Here is a 16,502-nt window from a genome sequence, read left to right on the forward strand (position 1 = left end):
GACCCCACCGCCAAGAATAAAATATATAGAATTTAATCAAGAAACATTTCTTAGCGCACTAATGGAGGTTGTCGGTGGCTAAAAAGGTTTCTTTTTCAAATGAAAAATTAGAGCTTGTCGAAATTGCAAATTATTATTCGGACTCAGAGCAGTCCTTTAAAATGTATTATTTGAACAATAACCACGCCTTGGAGGAGAGGTTTTTTGGTTATTCCAGAGAAGATTTGGCTAACGAGTTGAGATCAAGGATTGAAGAGCTAAATCACACATCTTCACTTACGCTTTTGGCAACTCTAGAAGCTGCGTTTAGAATAGATTACTTACAAAGAAATTACAAAAAGAAAAGAGACCCACTTTCGAGATCTTTTAGGAATTTGTTCAAAACAAAGAACTCAAAAGCTTCGCTGGAAGATGACATTCTGGAAGCGTGGAAAAGTAATGCGCACGGAACTTCTAAGATCATTGGTGATTTAAAAGGCGCGCTAAAATATCGACACTGGCTTGCGCATGGCAGATACTGGACCCCGAAGATGGGGCGACAGAATTATGACTATGCTACCGTATATGAATTGGTAGAAACTGTTCTAAACAGTTTTCCATTTGAGGGTGTAAATGCATAACAAGGCGCTTGTTCGGATGCAAACTACGCTACGCTTCGTTTGCACCGCACAGCTTGGTCGTTAGCTGAAGAAATGAAAAAAGATCGGTGGCACCAAGAGGTTATCGTTACACTCAAGCCCGTAGCGGTACTGTTCTCTGAATTAGCTTCAATGCTTAATCGTAGGGGTTACTCTACTGATGGAAGTGGTGAAGTATTTTTTTATGCGCGGAAAGACAACATAGAAAAGTGGCAAACTGACACACTAATCACAGTGAGTGCTTTTATAAATGATACAGAAGTGGACTACTACGAAGATGAAGCACAAGAAATAAGTAAAATTGAACTTGGATATTTGTTGCCTTGGCAGCCAATTAAGAATGCGAGTACCTTTATTGCAGAGGCATGGGGTTTGGCTGGTGAGCTGGGTGCGCATATTTCTATAGGTGATGAGTTAATTTCTAAAGAAGATCTGTCGGCCATCATCAATGAATATGCTGCCGATCTAGAACAAAGGCTTGAAGCTCCAGGTGGAGAGTTTCTCGCTCAAGCAATAGCACAGGATCTGCCAATATGAATAAATCAACTAACAATGCCATGCACTCTGACAGTGTATCCCGTCAGCACTATGTGGACCATTTAGCCCAAATTACTAAGAGATAGTTTTGGTTCATTGTAAACTCTAAACACAGGAGAAAACAATGAAAAAAACTAAAGCAGAAAAAACCGTTAGAGACATTCGTCGCAATACACGCAGACACTTCTCGGCAGAAGACAAAATCCGGATAGTCATTGAAGGCTTACGTGGCGAAGACACTATAACAGCCTTATGCCGCCGTGAAGGCATTAACGCCAATCTGTATTATCGCTGGTCCAAAGACTTTCTGGAAGCAGGTAAGAAACGCCTTGCCGGTGATACTGTTCGTGAAGCCAGTACAGATGAAGTCAAAACTCTGCGTGCCGAAGCACAAACACTGAAAGAAGCCTTGGCAGAAACCATTTTGGAGAACCGATTGCTAAAAAAAAGCATGATTGGGAACTCTGGAGACGATATATGAGGTTTTCAGCTTCAGAGAAATATGAGCTCATACAGTTAGTTCAGAACTCAGATCTTTCTGTCCGTAAAACATTAGATCGATTATCAATAAATCGGTCCACTTTTTATGGTTGGCTCAAAAGATATGAGACTGACGGTTTAGCAGGTTTGTCTGACAAACCTGCTAAACCGGGGCGCATTTGGAACAAAATTAGCCAAGAGCATCAACAAGCCATGCTTGAAATGGCTCTGAATGAGACAGAACTTTCTCCCAGAGAACTGGCTGTTAAATACACTGAAACAAAAGAGTATTATGTTTCAGAATCAAGCATGTACAGGCTTTTGAAGTCTCAGGATCTGATTACATCCCCTGCTTATATTCTTATGCAGGTCAGAGATAAATTCCAACAACCCAGCACAAGAGTTAATGAGCTTTGGCAAACAGACTTTACCTATTTTAAAATCATTGGTTGGGGTTGGTACTACCTGTCCACTGTGCTGGATGATTATTCGAGGTTCATTATATCATGGCGATTATGCACAACCATGAGTGCATCAGATGTTACAGATACACTAGATGATGCTTTGGCATTTACCGGCTTGAATCGGGCTCATGTGGATCATAAACCGAGACTGCTCAGTGATAATGGCCCATGCTACATATCCGGTCAGTTGGCTGATTATTTACAACAAGAACGAATGTCTCACACTCGTGGCCGTCCTTATCATCCTCAAACACAGGGCAAGATTGAACGGTGGCACAGGTCAATGAAGAACCAGATATTGTTGGACAATTATTACATGCCGGGTGATCTCAAAGAGCAGCTTCATCGCTTTGTCAGCTATTATAACTACCAGAGGTATCATGAGTCTCTGGACAACTTAACACCAGCTGATGTCTATTATGGCAGAGGACAGCAGATACTGAAACAGAGAAAATTAATTAAACAGAATACAATCGCCTTGAGGCGAAAATTACATTATGATAACTTAAACAAAATGAATCAAAGTGTCTCTTAATTTATGAGGGCTGTGGTCCAAAATGATTTGACGACGTACAATCCATGGCTCAAGCAATGTTCAATACACAACAGGATATCGTTATTGGTGGCTTGCCGCTGATTGGATTTTCAGTTCAGCAATATACCAATGGAAATCTTGGTGATGGAGTACTGGCAAATTATGCCGGAAGTTTTGAGAATAAATACAACAGAGAGATTACACATTTCAACAGTAATTTTGAAACGGATAATGAGGTTATGAGTCTTTCTCAGGATGGAATCGGGCAAGTGTTGATTTATCCCTATTACACGGTAAGGAACAATCTCAACACCTTGATATCGGTTGTTAATATCTCTGACAGAACCAAAGCCATCAAAGTGCGCTTTTATGAGGGTAAGAATTCGCGAAAATGCCTGGATTTTAATGTTTATCTTTCGCCTTATGATGTCTGGACCTCTGGTTTGGTACTTGCCTCTGCAACAGCTTTATATTCTCCGGGATTTGAGGGACAAGAAACTGCTAAAATAGTCACAAATGATAACTCCTGTACCGATCCTGCAATAATTAGCGAGAATGAATTCTTGCCCTGGTCTTTTAGTGGAGATAATCTGGACCCTTTAGGTGATGATTTATCCCGTTGCACCGAAGGTCATTTTGAAATTATTGAAATGGGTGTGATTGATGATCCAACAACCAAATGGGGAATCTTGCATGATAATGGCATACCTAACGATTGTGGGGTTTTGACTGACAATTGGTTTGGAGATGGCACTCTTGACTGGTCAAATGATGCAAATGATGGCTTTGGGCCTCCTACAGGCGGTCTCTATGGTTCGGCTTCACTTATTGATGTTGGATCAGGAACAGATGCCGGATATGATGCGATTGCCATCAATGGTTACAGCAACCAACCCCAGCATACAAATCCCGGAAGTTTGTTGCCGGATTTATCTACGGGGAATGTTACAAAAACTTCAATCGAAACCGATAATGGCGTGTTAAAAACAAACTGGCAAACATCGGTTGATGCAGTCTCGGCATTATTTATGAGTTCTCAAAAGCTCAATGATTTTGTTATTAGTGACAATATCGGTGCAGAAACTGAGTGGATAACTACCTTTCCAACCAAACGATTTTATGTTGATCCTAATTTTTCAGGTTCAGTATTACCGATTCCACCATTTAAAATAGGACTTTCTGAGTTTGGTTCTTGTGAAAATCATCGGTTTAAGGCTTTTGGTCGGGAACAACAGCTCGGTATGCAAATGGGATCGGTGCCTATTTTTGATCCGCCTCCACCAAATTATAATATTTTTCCTGAGTATTGCTGGTCGGTAAATGTGTCTGATGTCAATCAAGGAGATAATGAGAATTCTATTCTAGATTCACAATTGTGGTTGAATGACTGGCAGTCAGACCCTGATTATGCGTCAGTTTCAGATCTTTCTTTTGATACAGGCTGGATGCAAACTGACTATGTTGATGAGATAACCAATCCAAGTAAGTTAACGGGGACCGGTGACAATGGTGAGATTCATGAGTTTTTTGGAAAGCCTGTTGTTGGATTTAATATCCAAAAATATGTCAATGGCGCATTGGGAGATGAAAACACCTCTGTTTTGGCAAATTATGCAGTGATTAAAAGAGATAAATATAAAAGGAAGATTGTGATTACTGAATAAGTAAGCATATTGAAAAAAGCCGCCTAGAGCGGCTTTTTTGTTTATAAGTTCTGTTTGATAATATCAGCCAGACACTCTATATGTTCAGGTGTGTCGTTTAATGCAGGTATGTAACTGTATTTTTTCCCGCCGGATTCGAGGAAGTATTCCTTGTTTTCTTCTTCGATTTCCTCAAGTGTTTCCAAACAATCGGCTGAAAAGCCAGGGCAAATCACTTGCACATCGGTAATTCCTTGTGCGGGAAGATTTTGCAAGGTTTCATCCAGATAGGGTTTAAGCCATTCCAGTTTTCCGAAACGAGATTGAAAGCACACCATGTATTCATCAGAGTTTAGGTTCATTTCCTTAACTAATAAATCCACTGTGGCATAACATTGTTCGGGATAGATATCACCGCGTTCGTAATAGATTTTCGGAATTCCATGAAACGAAAATATCAGCTTCTGTGGTTTTCCATGTTCTTGCCAATGCTTTTCAATGCTATTCTTGAGTGCAGAAATGTATAAAGGATGGGTGTGATAATCGTTTATTTTTATGACTTTAGGTTTTTGATCAATTTTTTCTAAAGCATCACTCAAATCATCAAATGTGGACTCAGTCGTTGTCTGAGAATATTGTGGATACAATGGAAATACAACAAGTTTTTCAACACCTTTTTTTAACAGTTTTTCAATAGCCGCAGACATTGAGGGATTTTGATAGCGCATTGCCATTTCAAATTCTATGTCTTCATTAACAAATTGCTTTTTCAGAGCTTCCAATTGTTTTTTTGTAATATCAATCAATGGAGCTCCATCACCAAATTGACCCCAAACTGACTCATAGAGTTTGGCAGATCTTTTAGGGCGAACATTGAGAATGATTCCATTGAGAATCAGCAACCAAACCCATCTGGGAATGATGGGTTGGATCACTCTTTTATCACTCAGAAATTGTTTCAGATATCTCCTTAGCGCTTGCTTTGTAGGAGCGTCCGGAGAACCGAGATTGGTGATAAGTATGCCGGTTTTTTCAGACTTTGACATTATTTAATGAGTCCCATGGATTCCAGTTTCAGAATAATTTTTTGAGCGGCTTCTGCCGGTTTGCAGTATTCCGTGTCAATGACAACCTCAGGGTTCTCAGGAGCTTCGTATGGGTCGCTGATTCCGGTGAATTCTTTAATGATTCCAGCTCTGGCTTTAGCATACAAACCTTTGCGGTCGCGTTGTTCGCAGACGTTAACTGTTGTTGCCACATGAACCTCCAAGAATCCACCCAATGGCTCAATATTTTCACGAACCTGTTTGCGGGTTTCTGCATAAGGAGCAATTGGAGCACAAATCGCCACTCCGCCATTTTTGGTGATTTCGCTGGCAACATAACCAATTCGCAGAACATTGAGGTTGCGGTGTTCACGAGAAAAGCCAAGTTCTGAAGAAAGATTTTTTCTCACAACATCACCGTCCAGCAAAGTAATGGGTCTTTCGATCATTTCCATTAAATTGACCATTAAAGCGTTAGCAATAGTGGATTTACCCGAACCGGATAAACCGGTGAAGAAAATGGTGAAACCTTGTTTGTTTCTCGGCGGATGGCTTTTTTGTAAAATTTCAACAACCTCAGGATAAGAAAACCATTCCGGTATTTCCAAACCGTTTTGTAAGCGGCGACGAAGTTCTGTTCCTGAAATATTGAGAATATTTTCGCCCTCTTTTGCTTCTGAAGCTGGGATATACTCGGCGCGATCAGCAGAAAAGAGCATCATTTCAAAAGGCACCATTTCGATTCCAAGTTCTTTTTCGTATTTGACCAGCAACTCTTGCGCTTCATACGGCCCGTAAAACGGATTGCCGTTGGAATCATCACCCGGACCGGCATGATCGCGGCCGACAATCAGATGAGAACAGCCGTAATTTTTACGAATAATCGCATGCCAAAGTGCCTCACGAGGTCCGCCCATACGCATTGCCAAAGGTAATAGCGAAAGTGATGTGGTGCGATCGGGGAATTTATCGAGCAATGCTTCATAGCATTTGACTCGGGTGAAATGGTCTATATCACCGGGTTTGGTCATACCAACAACCGGATGAATTAACAAATTTGCCTGAACTTTCTTGGCAGCCCTGAAAGTCAATTCCTGATGCGCACGGTGCATAGGATTTCTGGTTTGAAATGCCACGACTTTATTCCAGGTTAAACGCTTGAACTTAGCACGTAGCTCTTCGGGTGTGTGACGATGTTTTAAGTAGTCATAATGAACCGGCAACTGTAAACCTTGAAGGGCTCCACCAACGTAATAGTCGTGTGTTCTGTGATTCAAATACGAAACTGCCGGATGTTTTTCATCGGTCGTTCCGTAAACTGCCAGAGATTCCGCTTGTTTATCAACCTTCCAAATGTCTCCAACAGTCAAAATGGCTAAAACAACTCCTTCAATATCCCTTAATGCGAGTTTGTCTCCGTTTTTTAAACTTTCAGCTAGTTCTGTTTTCACATCCAAGGTGATAGGCATTGGCCAAAGAGTTCCATCTGCCAGTCTCATATCTGCTAAGACCGAGTTATAGTCAGCCTGATTCATAAAACCGGTCAATGGAGAAAAACCTCCATTCATCAAAAGTTCAATATCGCAAACTTGTCTTTCGGTTAAATCCCAGCTCGGTATGTCAACAGTTTGTTGTTTGAGTTTAGCAACCTGATCAGCATCAGGAATCAAATTAATTAATTTTCCGCCATGTGGCGTATTAAGAGGCATTTAATGTTCTCCAGAACGTTATCAAAATTACAAGAGACGTATTTTATCAAAAAAATGGTTATATTGATTTTAAAATTGTCAGTTAATTTATCTTATACTTATTCAATTTCTGTGCGATAGTTGTGTGTGATACTCCCAATTGGTTTGCCAGTTTACGGGTTGAAGGATATTTTTGATACCAATGTTCCAGAAAATGCCTTTCAAATTCAGAAACAGCTTGTGAAAGCGTTTTGTTTTCCAGCGAGCTTTCAATATGAGCGTGACCGTCGATTTCGATGTTTTCAGAAGTAATGGTTTCCGTATCTGCCAGCATTGATGCTTTGAATAAGGTGTCTTTCAGTTGAGTGATATTTCCCGGCCAGAAATAGGTTTTAATTTTATTGAGTGCTTCAAAACTCATGCCGTTTATTTCTTTGCCGCTTTGATTGCTGAATTGAGATAAAAAATGACTGGCAATCGGTTCAATATCTTCCTTTCTTTCCCGAAGTGGAGGAACTAATAAGCGTGTGATGTCGAGTGAGTAAAACAACTCTTTATTAAAACGATTGTTTTCAACAAATTTTTGTAAAGGCTCTGTATTTGAAGCGATGATTTTGATATTTGGTTCTTTTTTGATTTTACCGTTAACCCGGTAGAAAAACTTGTTATTAATGAAGTCAGAAAGCTTCCTCTGACAATTCTCCGGCATATCTGCAATGGAACGAATAAATACCGTCCCGCCATCTGAAATTTCCAGTAATCCCGCTTTACCGGAAACAGGATTTGCCAAGCCAAAAAGCTCAACTTCTAATTGCTGTGGATTACTGATGGAACAATCAATTGTAGAAAACAGCATATTTTTCCTTTTACCGGAATGATGAATGGCTTGAGCAATCGTTTTTTTACCGGCACCGGACTCGCCGTAAATAATTAACGGAGTGTCAATATTGCCCATGTGTGATGCCCGATTGATAACATCTAACATTTTTTCATCATAGCTTATTAACTTGTCAAAGCCACTAATCTCTGCACCTTCAATTAAATGTGAGCGAGTAGTAATGCTTTCGGGTTTGTGGAAAACTAAAACAGCTCCAACGGTTTTTTGGCTTTTTTGAGTGATTGCCTGAACTTCAACCAACATTGAACCCGAAACAGTTTTTATATTGACAGGCATATTTCCTGATGCGGCGGTATCAACAATTGATGCCCAATCATCTTGTTGGAAAATATCTTTAAGTTCAGTGAGTTTATTTTCACTGATTTTGAAATTCTCACCCGCCATATCGTTGTAATAAATGATATGTCCTTTGTTGTTCACACCAACAACCGGATCGGTAATTGCGTTTAAAAGCGAAGTCAGAAATAAATTACGTTCCCGGGTCGGCATTAAGCTGATATTTTCAACCCATTTGACGTTCGGAATTTTCATCAATCGGGAAGCAATCGTTGCTGCCAGGTGCTTTTCAACCGGTTCTGTTTCGACAAACATTAGACCGATTTCGACTTCAACTTTTTTAACATCAATATCATTTTCGGCAAGTAATGCCAGAATTTCTTTGGATAATCCCAGTCGGTTATCAGTTGTAATTTTTATTCTCATAAGAGTGTAATGAATTATTTACAAATTTAAATTTTTATATATCAATAACTTATCTAAAGACCCAGACAAAATGTAAAGAAAAAGTTACATAAAAAATATAATAATTTATTTTTCTCCCGAATACAATATGAAAAACTCATATTAAGGTTAAAGTAGTGATGAATAAGAATTCCAAATTTCAAACTCGTGCCATTCATTTTGGTTATGATTCCAAAGAGTTTCACGGAGCGTTAAATCCGCCAATTTATATGACGTCAACATTTGCTTTTGAAAATGTCAAGCAAGGTTCAGATGCTTTTGAAGGTGAAAATAATCACTACATCTATAGCCGTATTGGAACTCCAAGTCAGGCACTACTGGAACAAAGAATTGCCAATCTTGAGGGTGCGGAAGCTGCGTTGGCAACCTCTTCGGGAATGGGTGCAATTACTTCGGCTTTATGGACATTGGTTGAACCCGGAGATGAAATTATAGCGGATGCCACTTTGTATGGTTGTACATTTAGTTTTCTGGAACATGGTTTGAAAAAATTTGGTGTTACCATTACTTTTTGTGATTTAACCAATCCTGAGAGCTTGGCAAAAGCTATTTCTGAGAAAACTAAAGTTGTTTATGGTGAATCTCCCGCAAATCCAAATATGCGTTTGGTTGATATAAAAGCATTGGCAGAAATCACGCATCAATATTCAGCGAAGTTAATTATTGATAACACCTATTGTACTCCTTATTTGCAAAAACCGATTGAACTGGGAGCAGATTTGGTGGTTCATTCTGCGACGAAATATCTGGGTGGTCACGGGGATTTAATTGCCGGTTTTGTTGTTGGTGATGAAGAAACTCTAACAGAGATTCGTTATTTCGGCTTGAAAGATATGACTGGCTCAGTAATATCAGCAATGGACATTGCATTGATACTCAGAGGTTTAAAAACTTTGCATGTAAGAATGGACAGACATTGCAGTAATGCCATGAAAGTTGCCGAGTATCTGGAATCACATGAATTGGTCAGCAAGGTTTATTATCCGAGTTTGGAAAGTTTTGAACAGCATCAACTGGCAAAACAACAAATGGCACAATCGGGTGGCATGATTGCATTTGAAATTGAAGGCGACCGACAAAGTGGTGAGTATTTTGTCAATCATTTGAATCTAATTCTATGTGCCGTGAGTTTAGGGGATACGGAAACTTTGATTCAACATCCAGCCTCAATGACACATTCGACTTATACAGAAGAAGAGCTAGAAGAGCATTTAATCAGCCCGACTTTGTTACGTTTATCAGTTGGTCTGGAAGATGTGGAAGATATTATTGAGGACTTGAAACAAGCTCTTAATCAATTAAAAGGAAATGTTCACTTGTTGAAAGATACGATGGCTGCGTAACCAAAATAAGTTAAGTTTATGGAGGACTCAGCGCGATAGGGATGTCAATTTTAGGCAAGTCTGAGAATTCAAACTTGCCTTTTTTTATTGACGCGATTTAACTGTTATTCAAATCCGTTTTCAAAGATTAAATCATCAGGGCAGATATCCTGGCAAATACACTCAACCCACTCCGGATGATCAATAAATGGATTACGGTTTTGTTGATACGAATAAACAACTTCGTTGCGTTCTCTTTCAATATCATCGACCGGATCCAGAGTGTGCCATTCCAAAAGTGTACTCAGTAATCCCATATATGGTCCTCCTGCATTTAACTGGCTCACATCATTGGTCAGAATTAAATCCGGTTCCATTTGTGGTGGTGAGCTTGCAGGATCCATTTGACTGGCTTCATAACGAACATCCATATAGAACATCGCGCGAGCAATATCCCCTTTTCTGAAATTCCAGACTTCGAATACTGAATTATTAGTCCAGTTTGAATTTCCGGGGTAAGTTGAGCCGGTATTGCCACCAACAGCTGGACCACTTACTGTACCACTATACTCTATCGTTTGGATATTTGTGTCATCTCCTGCACTTACATTATTAGTACATGTCACATCATTGGACGGGTCACAATTATCATAGTATTTGTTATTACGAATATAATTATAATCTTTATCTGACATCATTAAGTGATGAGCATCGGTTCTGGCACTATTATCGGTTCCCATATCATCCTCATGGAATCCTCTGGATTGTGGCCATGTATGTTCTCTGTTATAGGGTTGTTGGCCTCCGCCATTGTATGTATAAGAGTTATTCTTATAAACCATCCATACTGCTTCAGATACGTTCGGATTGACGTCAACTGCAGTATTATGATCCTCATCTGCAAAAGACAGAATTTCCCAGGTATCTTGAGAAGCACCATTTGAATAAGGGAATGAAATCGCAACTTTAATAATATCATGCAATGTATTACGCAAAGTTGTTGCATTAGTCGGATCAACGCTTGCGTAATAATCTTCCAAAGGACAAGAATTATTAACGGCAGCAGGAGTCGGTGACACTTGATTGTACGTGGCAGTATTTCTGGAGCCACCTGAACCATTCGGACAACGGGCATTCGATTCTGTGGCAGCATTTGAATTGTTATTCTCATCAATTTGAGCCTGTCCGGCATTCAATAATGTTAGAAGTTCAGCATCATCCGCTTGGCCTGAATCATAAACCAAAGCATCCATTAAATCAGTGGTTGTCAGACTTCCGCCAATTGTGAAATTACTGGCATTGCTAAAATAAATAGCCACTGCACTTGCATCGTCATGTAAAGTATTTACAGGTATTGTTACTTCAGGTGTCAATGAACTATCTCCTATCAGGAAATATCCATCTGAACCCATATTCAAACCTGATAAGTCAATGATATCGTAAATAGTATCGTCACTGCCTTGATAGAGAACAACAGCCACATCTGTTAAACTGGCATTGGCTGTTCCGTATAATTCGATAAATTCAGTAGTACTGACAGCATCGACTTCGTTAATGATTACATTGGGGGCTGTTGGAGGAGGTGCGACATAAGCAGCATTTGGTGTAACATCAGCTTCTGTAAAGGTTGTATCTAGATTCTCAGAGGTTTCATCAGAGTCTGTTATGCCATTTCCACCGGATTGAGTTTCAGTTCCCTCTGTCATATCAATACGTTGCCATGATTTTCCTGAAGCATGTGCCAATCCGAAGACTATAGATTGACTAAGTATTGCCGTGTCATTTAGATATGATGAGGGATCAATATCACCATCTGGCCCATCAATAGAAACTCCTGATTTGTCAACTGCTTCATCAGTATCTCCCCACATCACATAATCAATATCTTGAACCAAGTCAGTTAGATCCCAATGATACAATATTACAACCTCTCCGCTTGATGTTAGTCCACTTGGTCTGGTGCTGTTTGAGGGTGTTGCAATCGAATTCGGTGTTGCATGTCGCATGTCTTGAACGCTATCAGCTGTGCCATTATCTTCGTAGAGCTCATAAGTCGGGTCTTGTCCAAAAGCAGTATTAAAAGCAATCGACCCATTCACAGCAATTGTTTGGTATTCTCCGGCCGCAATTGTAGCACCATCAGGAAATCTGGCATTGAAGTCATAATAATCTCCACCTCCACCGTAACCGGTTACTATTTTATAATAATAAGTCGAAGTACCTTCGTGCGTGGCATCTGTTATATAAACATTGGATAATTCAACAGTTGATGCACCATTATTGTAAATTTCAATAAAATCTGCACTACTGGAAGACGTAGCCGAAATTTCGGTAATTAGTAAATCTCCAATATCGGCGTTTACTCGAATTGAGGTAAATAAGATCAATGACAGAACAGTAACTTTTTTCATATATATATTTTGAGGAATAATTTGGCAGAAAATTATACCTGAAAGCTCATGACATTGGTGTTACAAATTGTTGTAACACCGCCAAAAATTGCTAATTTTTTTTGAAATTTGGCTAATATCGGGGAATCAGATAAAAGTTCAGAGAAAACATCAATACTGAAAACACCAGAAAGGCAATCGCAACGCTTGGAATAAGGAAGATAAAAACAGCACAAAGAATGAGTCCGATGAATCCCCACATGGCAAAGTCATAACATTTTTCATCAGTTTCATGATAGTTTTTAAGGTGTGATAGCAAGTTATCAAAACTGAGTTTTCCGGCTTCGCTAAACAATAGTGGTAATAACATCACAACATATAAAAGAGGCAATTTAAAATTCCCTTCTCCATTGTTTGTCACGACATATCCTTGCCAGAGTTCGCTTAAGGAACTCCAATTTTCCGACCAATGCACCGCAGAAGTGGCAACAACGGTTATAACTATGAGTGAAAAAGCCGCAAATCGGGTAAATAATCCAAACAATATGAGAAATGCACCAATAATTTCTCCCCACATTGCCATATTCCAATTTAAGCCGGAGCTAAAACTATTAAACGGAAAAGGAAACGAATCCTGGATACTGGCAAACCAGTTGCCATCAGCACCGGCTTGATATTTTTTTAATCCGGCATCCCAAAAAAATTCCCAAAACAGAACCAATCTGAGAAATAGTTGCGGTAAAAATGTTCCGTCTGCATTGCATTCAGCCGAGACGTCGTTGCTGCCCATAAATTAAGACTATTGGATAAGATTTTCATGAACTATTGTTTATTATTGAATTGCAACAATAGACCTGTAGGTGGAATAATTCTTGCAAAAAATTTGAACCAAAAAAAAGATGCTCGAAAATCAAAGCATCTCTTTTATTTTTGGTTAATGAATTAACTATTTCCACCAATAATGAACGGTATAAGTAATCACTTTTTCCTGTTCCGGTTTCAGTTCAACATCAAACTCAATGGTTGAAGAAGTGGTTTTTTCATAATCATCAGAACTGTTCTCAATTTTCCAGTTGCTCCAACGATAGAGAGTTTCCAAAACTTTAACCTTGGTTTTGGTCTCTTTTTGATTACGCAACCGTATTTCAAAAGTTTCAGTGATTTCATGCTTGGCGACTTTGACATCAGTCTGCTTTCTTTCACCCACCACATCAAAGGAGTTTCCTAATTCTATGGTGATTTTCTCATTTCTAGGTGTATGGTCGATAATATCTTCTCCGATAAACTCCAGAGAATTATCATCAGTATCCATCTGATTCACACGAATACGCCCAGCCGGAAGTGGCATACCTAAGCCTCTTTTTTCTTCATTTTTGAAACTCACATAGGCTTTGACTTTGGGTTTTGAAGTACGCATGTAATTCTGATCGGAAATCGGGCTGTAATAATTATGATTGAAAATTTGTGAGCCGTTAAATACCAACTCTTTTTCACATTCTATAGAATTCACTGATGGAAACAATTCGATTTGCTTGGTTGAATTATTGGGCAAATCGACACGGCGTGGAAGTGTGTACAAGTGGTATTCAAAAAGCGATTTTTCTTCAAATCCACGATCCGCTTTTTCCAGCACTTGAGGAGCGTTACTTGCATACACTCTTCCGACATTGACATTGGGCTGAGCCCGATGCACTTCTCCGGCGATGAGTTTGAGTTTAGTATTTTCAAAAGAACTTCCTGCCTGATTCAACAAACTCACCCAAGCCGATAAATCCATCGAACATTGACCATTATCATCTGTTAATGTCAAATTGTAATCTGCCCACCATGTCATTCCTTGAGTCTGATAAGTCACTCTGGCGAGCTCATCACCTGATTTCTTTGCATCCAACAACCAAACTAAAGTCGGTTTGGTTAGCAAACCTCCCGGAAGTGATGGAAAACTGACGCTGTCATAACTTGATAAAGTGACAACTGAACCATCTTTCTGTTGAATAATAATCCCGCCGTTGGTGCCAAGTAAAGTTCCGCGATAGGTTTCACTTTTTCCACCGGAAGTATGTGAAACAATAACTTCTTGCTCCACATATTTTTCCAATAATTTATTGGTGCTGACCAAATCGAATTGGTAGTTCTGATCCAGAACATAAGCTGCTCCAGGGTTTTTCGGAGTGGAAAAAGAAACGGTTGTCGGATCAATCATACTGGTAACATCAGAAAATCGCAGTTCTGACACGCCTTTCTGCAAATCCACAATGCGGTCTTGTTTAATCATCGCGTAACCGGGAATATTCGGTCGATTTCCTGTGAATTGATTGGGATTAATACTTCCCGGTGTCGCTGTTGAATACACGGTAATTGCCGTATCATCGGCATAAACTTTTGAATCGCTCATAATAATCAGGGTTGTGAGTAATAAAATAATTTTCATGTTAATTTCCTTTATTGTCGGTTTATTTGATTCTTATCATCGAATCAGAAACCCAAAAGGGTTAAAATCGTTGCCAATTTATCATAACACGCTTTAATCGAATAATATGAGTAAACATTTATTAATTCTGCTATTAATTTCATTGTCATTTAACCTGTTTGCAGAAGATGATTTCCCTGAACTGGAAAATTTCTGGGTTCGGGCAGCTCCTCCCGGATCTATGATGCAAGCAGCTTACGGAACATTAACCAACAACACTGAGGAAGATTTCGTTTTGATTGATGCTTATAGTCCGGCTTTTAAAATGACGGAGTTGCATAAATCAGTTGTTGAAGATGGTGTTGCAAAGATGATTCATCAGCCTCAGTTAATTATCAAATCCGGAGAGCAGTTGGTTTTCAAACCCGGAAGTTACCACGTTATGTTGATGCATCCGATTATCAAATTCGGTGTTGGTGACAGTATCAAAATCAACTTGGTTTACAAAGATGGTGACGATAAAAAAGTTCAAGAAATTTGGTTTCCGGTTGAAAGGAAATAGCAAGTCACACTATTCATGAAGAAATCTGAATTTTACTTTGAGTTGCCACAAAAACTCATAGCTCAGCACCCAACCAAAGAAAGAACACAGAGTCGTTTGCTGGTTTTGGATAAAAAATCCGGTGCTATTCAGGATTTGAAATTCCCGGATATTCTTAGTTTCCTCAATCCCGGAGATTTATTGGTATTCAACAATACCAAAGTGATTCCGGCAAGGCTTTTTGGGTTTAAATCAACCGGAGGGAAAGTCGAAGTCTTTATTGAAAGAATTCTGAATGATAATTCTGCGGTAGCGATGCTGAAATCCAGCAAATCGCCAAAACTCGGTGCAAAAATTTTCTTCGGCGAAGATTCATTTCTGACCATTACAGCGAAGAAAGGCATGTTCTATTTGTTGGAAACTACTGGCAGTTTATCCGAATTGATGGATTTATTTGGACATATTCCTCTGCCTCCGTACATTCAAAGACAAGATGAGACCGATGATATAGACCGCTATCAAACTGTTTATGCCAAAGAAAAAGGGGCAGTCGCTGCCCCAACTGCTGGACTGCATTTTGATGAAAATCTTATGCAAAAAATTAACGAAAAAGGAATTCAAACAGCGTTTGTCACCTTGCATGTGGGAGCCGGAACATTTCAACCGGTTAAAGCGGATTCTATTGAAAACCACATCATGCATAAAGAATGGCTGAATGTTTCGCAAGAAGTCGCTGATTTAGTCGAACAAACCAAACAAAATGGCAACAAAGTGATTGCGGTTGGTACCACCGCAGTGCGTTGTCTTGAAACTGCAGCCGGTAAAGGTGAAATCCAACCGTTTTCCGGTGATACCAATATTTTTATTTATCCGGGATATCAGTTTAAAGTGGTTGATGCCTTACTTACCAACTTCCATCTTCCCGAATCCACTCTCATTATGTTAGTTTCTGCACTTTGTGGCAAAGAAAATACTTTATCAGCCTACCAACACGCTGTTGAGCAAGAGTACCGGTTTTTTAGCTACGGAGATGCGATGTTTATTTTTTAAAAAAATAAACTGAAAAATTTCATTATTTAATGTTACTTTTCTTTACTCGTGTAAAGCAAAGTAACCAAAAGAAAGCACGCCCCAAACTCTCAACCTGCGGTTTCCCTCCATATTTATTC

General features: G+C 39.4%; 13 protein-coding genes. 7 read left to right on the plus strand and 6 right to left on the minus strand.

Annotated elements, in window-relative coordinates; all coding sequences use genetic code 11:
• Nucleotides 1–74 precede the first annotated feature (74 nt).
• The 4 genes from R3F25_13270 (at nucleotide 75) to R3F25_13285 (ending at nucleotide 4,318) form a co-directional block, all read left to right on the plus strand.
• Nucleotides 75–620 (plus strand): hypothetical protein, encoded by a 546-nt coding sequence (locus R3F25_13270; protein MEZ5497769.1) that lies wholly within the window; start codon nucleotides 75–77, stop codon nucleotides 618–620.
• 72 nt (nucleotides 621–692) lie between these two features.
• The gene (locus R3F25_13275) at nucleotides 693–1,175 is read left to right on the plus strand and encodes a hypothetical protein (protein ID MEZ5497770.1); all 483 of its coding nucleotides are present in this window, start codon (nucleotides 693–695) and stop codon (nucleotides 1,173–1,175) included.
• A gap of 124 nt (nucleotides 1,176–1,299) precedes the next feature.
• Nucleotides 1,300–2,654, plus strand: a protein-coding gene (locus R3F25_13280) for an IS3 family transposase (protein ID MEZ5497771.1) whose coding sequence is annotated in 2 segments (ribosomal slippage) — nucleotides 1,300–1,615 and nucleotides 1,615–2,654 — 1,356 coding nt in all. Because the reading frame shifts where the segments join, the coding sequence is not laid out codon by codon here.
• Nucleotides 2,655–2,710: 56 nt separating this feature from the next.
• The gene (locus tag R3F25_13285; protein ID MEZ5497772.1) at nucleotides 2,711–4,318 is read left to right on the plus strand and encodes a hypothetical protein; all 1,608 of its coding nucleotides are present in this window, start codon (nucleotides 2,711–2,713) and stop codon (nucleotides 4,316–4,318) included.
• Nucleotides 4,319–4,359: 41 nt separating this feature from the next.
• Here the strand turns inward: R3F25_13285 and hemH are convergent, their stop codons facing one another.
• The 3 genes from hemH to R3F25_13300 form a co-directional block, all read right to left on the minus strand.
• Entirely contained in the window at nucleotides 4,360–5,343 is a 984-nt protein-coding gene (gene hemH / locus R3F25_13290; GenBank protein ID MEZ5497773.1) for a ferrochelatase, read from the minus strand.
• Nucleotides 5,343–7,052: a bifunctional sulfate adenylyltransferase/adenylylsulfate kinase gene (locus R3F25_13295; GenBank protein ID MEZ5497774.1), complete on the minus strand. Its 1,710-nt coding sequence runs from the start codon at nucleotides 7,050–7,052 to the stop codon at nucleotides 5,343–5,345. Before R3F25_13295 ends, hemH begins: the two co-directional genes overlap by 1 nt.
• Before the next feature lie 82 nt (nucleotides 7,053–7,134).
• The gene (locus tag R3F25_13300) at nucleotides 7,135–8,631 is read right to left on the minus strand and encodes a sigma 54-interacting transcriptional regulator (GenBank protein MEZ5497775.1); all 1,497 of its coding nucleotides are present in this window, start codon (nucleotides 8,629–8,631) and stop codon (nucleotides 7,135–7,137) included.
• Between the two features lie 158 nt (nucleotides 8,632–8,789).
• Here R3F25_13300 and megL point away from each other — a divergent pair, with 158 nt between their 5' ends.
• Nucleotides 8,790–10,013, plus strand: coding sequence for a methionine gamma-lyase (megL, locus tag R3F25_13305; protein MEZ5497776.1), 1,224 nt, complete (start codon nucleotides 8,790–8,792; stop codon nucleotides 10,011–10,013).
• Nucleotides 10,014–10,117: 104 nt separating this feature from the next.
• Here the strand turns inward: megL and R3F25_13310 are convergent, their stop codons facing one another.
• The 3 genes from R3F25_13310 to R3F25_13320 all read right to left on the minus strand — a co-directional run bounded on the left by R3F25_13310 (nucleotide 10,118) and on the right by R3F25_13320 (nucleotide 14,813).
• The gene (locus tag R3F25_13310) at nucleotides 10,118–12,403 is read right to left on the minus strand and encodes an endonuclease (protein ID MEZ5497777.1); all 2,286 of its coding nucleotides are present in this window, start codon (nucleotides 12,401–12,403) and stop codon (nucleotides 10,118–10,120) included.
• Between the two features lie 112 nt (nucleotides 12,404–12,515).
• Nucleotides 12,516–13,172 carry a DoxX family protein gene (locus tag R3F25_13315; GenBank protein MEZ5497778.1) on the minus strand — a complete coding sequence of 219 codons (657 nt, stop codon included), beginning with the start codon at nucleotides 13,170–13,172 and terminating at the stop codon, nucleotides 12,516–12,518.
• 156 nt (nucleotides 13,173–13,328) lie between these two features.
• Entirely contained in the window at nucleotides 13,329–14,813 is a 1,485-nt protein-coding gene (locus R3F25_13320; protein MEZ5497779.1) for a DUF4139 domain-containing protein, read from the minus strand.
• 106 nt (nucleotides 14,814–14,919) lie between these two features.
• Here R3F25_13320 and R3F25_13325 point away from each other — a divergent pair, with 106 nt between their 5' ends.
• Nucleotides 14,920–15,354 (plus strand): copper chaperone PCu(A)C, encoded by a 435-nt coding sequence (locus R3F25_13325; protein MEZ5497780.1) that lies wholly within the window; start codon nucleotides 14,920–14,922, stop codon nucleotides 15,352–15,354.
• 15 nt (nucleotides 15,355–15,369) lie between these two features.
• On the plus strand, nucleotides 15,370–16,383 hold the full coding sequence (gene queA, locus R3F25_13330) for a tRNA preQ1(34) S-adenosylmethionine ribosyltransferase-isomerase QueA (GenBank protein ID MEZ5497781.1): 1,014 nt from the start codon (nucleotides 15,370–15,372) through the stop codon (nucleotides 16,381–16,383).
• The last annotated feature ends 119 nt before the right edge of the window (nucleotides 16,384–16,502 follow it).

This window comes from Gammaproteobacteria bacterium (assembly GCA_041395445.1).
In the GTDB taxonomy this organism is placed as follows: Bacteria; Pseudomonadota; Gammaproteobacteria; order Xanthomonadales; family Marinicellaceae; genus NORP309.

Excerpts from the sequence above, each read along its gene's own strand:
- R3F25_13275 (MEZ5497770.1), top strand. The coding sequence starts at position 693 with ATGAAAAAAGATCGGTGGCACCAAGAGGTTATCGTTACACTCAAGCCC.
- R3F25_13285 (MEZ5497772.1), top strand. The coding sequence starts at position 2,711 with ATGTTCAATACACAACAGGATATCGTTATTGGTGGCTTGCCGCTGATT.
- hemH (MEZ5497773.1), bottom strand. The coding sequence starts at position 5,343 with ATGTCAAAGTCTGAAAAAACCGGCATACTTATCACCAATCTCGGTTCT.
- R3F25_13295 (MEZ5497774.1), bottom strand. The coding sequence starts at position 7,052 with ATGCCTCTTAATACGCCACATGGCGGAAAATTAATTAATTTGATTCCT.
- R3F25_13300 (MEZ5497775.1), bottom strand. The coding sequence starts at position 8,631 with ATGAGAATAAAAATTACAACTGATAACCGACTGGGATTATCCAAAGAA.
- megL (MEZ5497776.1), top strand. The coding sequence starts at position 8,790 with ATGAATAAGAATTCCAAATTTCAAACTCGTGCCATTCATTTTGGTTAT.
- R3F25_13310 (MEZ5497777.1), bottom strand. The coding sequence starts at position 12,403 with ATGAAAAAAGTTACTGTTCTGTCATTGATCTTATTTACCTCAATTCGA.
- R3F25_13315 (MEZ5497778.1), bottom strand. The coding sequence starts at position 13,172 with ATGGGCAGCAACGACGTCTCGGCTGAATGCAATGCAGACGGAACATTT.
- R3F25_13320 (MEZ5497779.1), bottom strand. The coding sequence starts at position 14,813 with ATGAAAATTATTTTATTACTCACAACCCTGATTATTATGAGCGATTCA.
- R3F25_13325 (MEZ5497780.1), top strand. The coding sequence starts at position 14,920 with ATGAGTAAACATTTATTAATTCTGCTATTAATTTCATTGTCATTTAAC.
- queA (MEZ5497781.1), top strand. The coding sequence starts at position 15,370 with ATGAAGAAATCTGAATTTTACTTTGAGTTGCCACAAAAACTCATAGCT.